This window comes from Iodobacter sp., from assembly GCF_025352645.1.
Lineage (GTDB): Bacteria > Pseudomonadota > Gammaproteobacteria > Burkholderiales > Chitinibacteraceae > Iodobacter.
The window spans coordinates 1-4,147 of record NZ_JANXSO010000086.1 but is presented as its reverse complement, the minus strand read 5'-3'; the positions used below and the strand labels follow the sequence as shown (position 1 = coordinate 4,147).

The 4,147-nt window shown below is 50.5% G+C and carries 3 protein-coding genes; all 3 read right to left on the bottom strand.

Annotated features, from left to right (window positions below):
- Positions 1-1,041 (bottom strand): DUF2875 family protein (locus Q0R17_RS10055; protein WP_293934663.1); only part of this gene is annotated, 1,041 nt, incomplete at its 3' end.
- On the bottom strand, positions 1,038-2,936 hold the full coding sequence (locus tag Q0R17_RS10050) for a DUF3274 domain-containing protein (RefSeq protein WP_293934661.1): 1,899 nt from the start codon (positions 2,934-2,936) through the stop codon (positions 1,038-1,040). The genes Q0R17_RS10050 and Q0R17_RS10055, both read right to left, overlap by 4 nt.
- Before the next feature lie 4 nt (positions 2,937-2,940).
- Positions 2,941-4,147, bottom strand: a 1,207-nt coding sequence (locus Q0R17_RS10045) for a type VI secretion system Vgr family protein (RefSeq protein WP_293934660.1), incomplete at its 5' end; no start/stop codon positions are given.

The following is a 4,147-nucleotide window of genomic DNA, read 5'->3' as shown; positions in this document are numbered from 1 at the left end:
AGGATCGATCTGGCTGATCAGTTTTTTAACTTCTCCATTCCAATAGTCGGTAGGCATGGTGTCAAAAGACTTTGGGATGCTTGTACGATAAGTGTCTTTCTGATCCCAGTAAAAATTCCATAATTTAATAATGTCGTACTGGGTTTTATCCATATTGATATTGTAAGGTACATCAACTGCATAGGGGCGGAGGTACTGATCTACACGGTCACTACGAGTGAGCAGGATGGCGACGATAGAATCAGGCTGATTAGGCACAAAACGGGCGTCTTTCATTCTGTCTTTGAGTTCTGCGGTACTCACACTTAGAAGTAGGATGGCAGGCAGCTCTGGATTATCATCAAAATACTGAAATGCCTGCTGCACCAGTTTGTCACTACCTTCCCCCTGGTGCGCGCCTAAAGCCGTAAACATGTGGATACTTAGACCAGAACCATTTTGCGCCCAACGAATGCTATTAATCCCCATGCCTGTTGAGTCTGCTACCAAAACAGGAATAGGCCAGCGCTCTACCCACAAGCGCAGAGCGTTTTCAAATGCATTATTAGCGCGTTTATCTGTTTGTAAATCTCGAGTCTCTCCTGCCCATTCATAATCATCAGGATTTTGAGACAACATGCTTTTAAGCGGATGGTTGGTTTTATCCAGCTGCTTCCAGATTGCCATTTGCCGGAAGCGCTCAACCGTAATCCCCACACTGCGAATCTCCAGCGAGAATTGTTGCTGGCTTTTGGCTTTCGCCGCTTCACTGGCCTTGGCTGCGGTGGCGCGTTGCAGCAACTCAGATTCTTGCTGCTGTTTTAATTCTGCCGCTTCTGCTTTGGCACTCCCCAAGGCCCACTGACCGGTAAACAGCGAGAAGATAAAAATGAGTGGCGGCAAGAACCACCAACTTAGGCGTAGCAACATGGGGGTGGACTCCAAAGAGATGGCAGACGGGCGAATGATGGTTTCAAGCACCACAATCCAAATGGTAAGGCTGGCCAGCAGCAGAAGCAGCCAAGGCCAGAGGCGCGGTAAGGCAATGCGGCGCAAGCTCATGATTTACTCCCCGCAGCTCTAGCTGACCGGGTTTCGCTAAAGATAGGACTTGGCGGTTTGCGAGGCACCATATTTTCATCAGGAAATACCGCTTCTTTGTAATAACGATAATTAGCTTCAAGCACCTTGCGCACGTCCTCTTCCAGATTGCTGTATTTTTTAAACGTAGGAACATTACGTGCAGGATCAAACATTGTTCGCCAATCAGCCATCGCCAGCAACAAATCGCGCCAATCCGGATCATCCATACATTTTGCTTGGCCGATCGCCACATCCATCGCCGTGACCCAGCGATGATGCTCAAAATTACCCACGATAGAGGAGTGGTAAGAGTTGGGAACGGCTTCTCCCCCTTGGTAACGCTGACGCGCCTCAGTCGGTGTTTCTTTTCTTTTTTCTTCAGGCAGGTATTTCACGCCCGCTTTAACCACGGCATCGCAGGCATCAATCGGGTCAATCCGTAGATTACCTATGTGTGCAGGGCCACCTGCTTTAGCGGCTTTTTCTTTACTCTCTTCATCGTCTTCCCCCTGATGCAGATCAGGCACCCACGGCGGGTTTAAGGCTTCGCCATTATTTGAGCGCGTTTCACCCACTTGCAAGCCGGTTCGGCCCGCAGTTTCAAACATGCCGCCATCGTAAGCCGCTTCGCCTTTAATGCGCATCACAAACGGCCCCGGCGCAGCCCCCACCGCCACGGATTTTCCATCGCGTTTGCGCCATGTCCAGACCCGCTGTAAAAAGCGCGGGCCTAAACGCTCCAATACCGGCTCTTTGCCTTCTAGCTTGTCTGGCACACCCAGCGTGCCAATCCCCTGCACATTGGCGAGCCCCACTGTCATATCGTGCGGGCAGAAATACAGATAAACCTTGCCACGGTTATCCCGCTCAAAAAACACTTGATCGAGTATACGGGCATCACCATTTACACTGGCACGTTTCCCTTGGGTGGGCGACCATGCATCTCCTGCGCGGCCCAAGGAGAAGGCGCTGTCTTTAAGTTCCTGTAAGGGCGGTAAGGGGTGTGGATTGTCGGTAATCAGTTCCACCAGCTTCACCAGTGTTTCAATACGGGCTTTGGTGGTTTCTTGTGCATCACCTGTTTGCGTGGCGCGATCTAGCCAAGGCTCATGCAGGCCGTAAGGCGGGTGACACATAATCAGACAATCGGCAGAGCGTTTCCCTTCCTTTTTTAAAAAAGCCTGCGCCGCCAGTGCGACAAGGCAGCCTTGGCTATGCCCCACCACAGTCACGGTTTCATTGGGATCAATGGCGCGAATTTGGGTAATCAGTGCTGCTAGCCGTTTTGCAGCCAGCGCCATATAGTGCCGATCTGGCGCTTGAGTAACGATATGGATTTTGTCGGCAATCAGATTGTTGGTTAACCAAACTAAAAAGCCGCCCTTAAACGCCCCATGAAACATCTCTGGGATACTGCTGGTGGCATTAGAGAACATCCCGCCGCCCTTGGCGTTTTGCTTATCTAAGCGGTTACCAAATTTATCCACCACTTGTTCGTTGATTTTTTCCTTAGCCAGCTCTTTATCAGTCGCTTTATAACCCCAATGAAAATGAATCACAGGGCTATTGGTCTTGTCGTTCTTTATCCGCCGAAAGTAAATCGCATCAGGGTCTTCAACGGCTTTATCGTCGTCGCTAGGCAGCCGAAAATCATTGGGGAATAGATCGGGCCGATCCAGTCTTTCATTCAGCCCCGCACAGAGGCCAATGTCCTGAGCGGCATAGCTCACTCCCATATCATTCACGCCATGCACCAAAATCACCACGCCGGGCATATTGCGTTGCGTTTGAACAGGGTGATCTTTATAGCGATTGGGCATCAGTAAGGCAGAGCTACTGCCGATGGATGGTGCTTCTGTAGATTCTGTGGTCATCTTGTTAGCCTTTCTTAGGCAGGATGCGGATTTGGGCGACTTGCATGCCGGTTTCTTCCAGCAATTGAGTTTTACCCTCAGCATCAGAAACACCCTTGAGCTTACTACCATCCTTCAGAGTGATTTCATAATCGCGTAGGGCGGCTATTTGCGGTTTGCTTGGGTCGCTGCTTGGGTAATGCAATTGAAACTTTTGATCCGCTTTACCGGATTGAAACGCAGGTGGACTAAAGCTTTCGGTGGCGGGGCCAGACATGGCTTTGCTGGCGGCTTTGATATTGACCACGCCACTGGTGCCAAGGGTAATGCCACTGCCTATTTTGATAAACGATCCGTCTTCTGCAACGAGGTTTATTTTTTTGCCATAGAGGTAAAGCTCGCCGTTAATCGCAATCAGACGGATATTCTGATCGGCTTGGGCGACCAGATCATTGGCTTGTGCCTGAATCAAAAACGGCCCTTGATGGGCAATCAAGCGAAAATCTCCAGACTGGGCAAACTGGCTGATGCCTTGCCCCGCATTCAGGCTAAAGCGCTCGCCAGCGGTAAATTGCAGATGCTTTTTGGCGGCCCAATCTGCATTCATTCCGGCGTAAGCCACAATCGCCTGTGGCGTGGTGATGCTTACGCCCTCTTTGGAAGTAAAACTCATCACCGGCTTGCCGCCGCCCTCTGCTTTAGGATCGGCATTACTGCCTTTTTCCCAGTTCTTAATACTATCGATTAACTCTGTTTGTGCCGCCTGATCCAGTGCTAAGGCTTGATTGCTACTGGCATAGTCGCCAAATGCTTTAAATAGCTCGGCACACTGATCGAGTAATTCAATCATTTCGGTCCGGGCTAATTGATTGCCACTGGCTTGTAATTTGCCATACGTTGTCAGCAATAAACCTTGGGCAGCACGAATACTGATGCTGGCATCAGAGCGCAATTCTGCACCCTCGCCTCGGGCGGTGGCTTTACCATTGTTACGGGGATGGGTCAGAAAGCCCATGTTTAATTGAGTTTTAGCGTGCTCACTCGATAGCTTGGTTCTCACTTCCCCCTTGCTATCATCAAACAACAGCTCGCCATATTGGCCGCCATCGTGTTCTTTAGTCTTAATTCCAGAGAGCGTTTTATTGGCAGGCAGTGCACCCGCCCCGCTAAAGGTGGCCGGAGGATGACTACCGTTGTGAACCACGCCCGTCACAATGGGCCGGTCGATATCG

Bases quoted from the DNA above. Each gene is read 5' to 3' on its own strand.
- Q0R17_RS10050 (WP_293934661.1), bottom strand. From the start codon at position 2,936: ATGACCACAGAATCTACAGAAGCACCATCCATCGGCAGTAGCTCTGCC.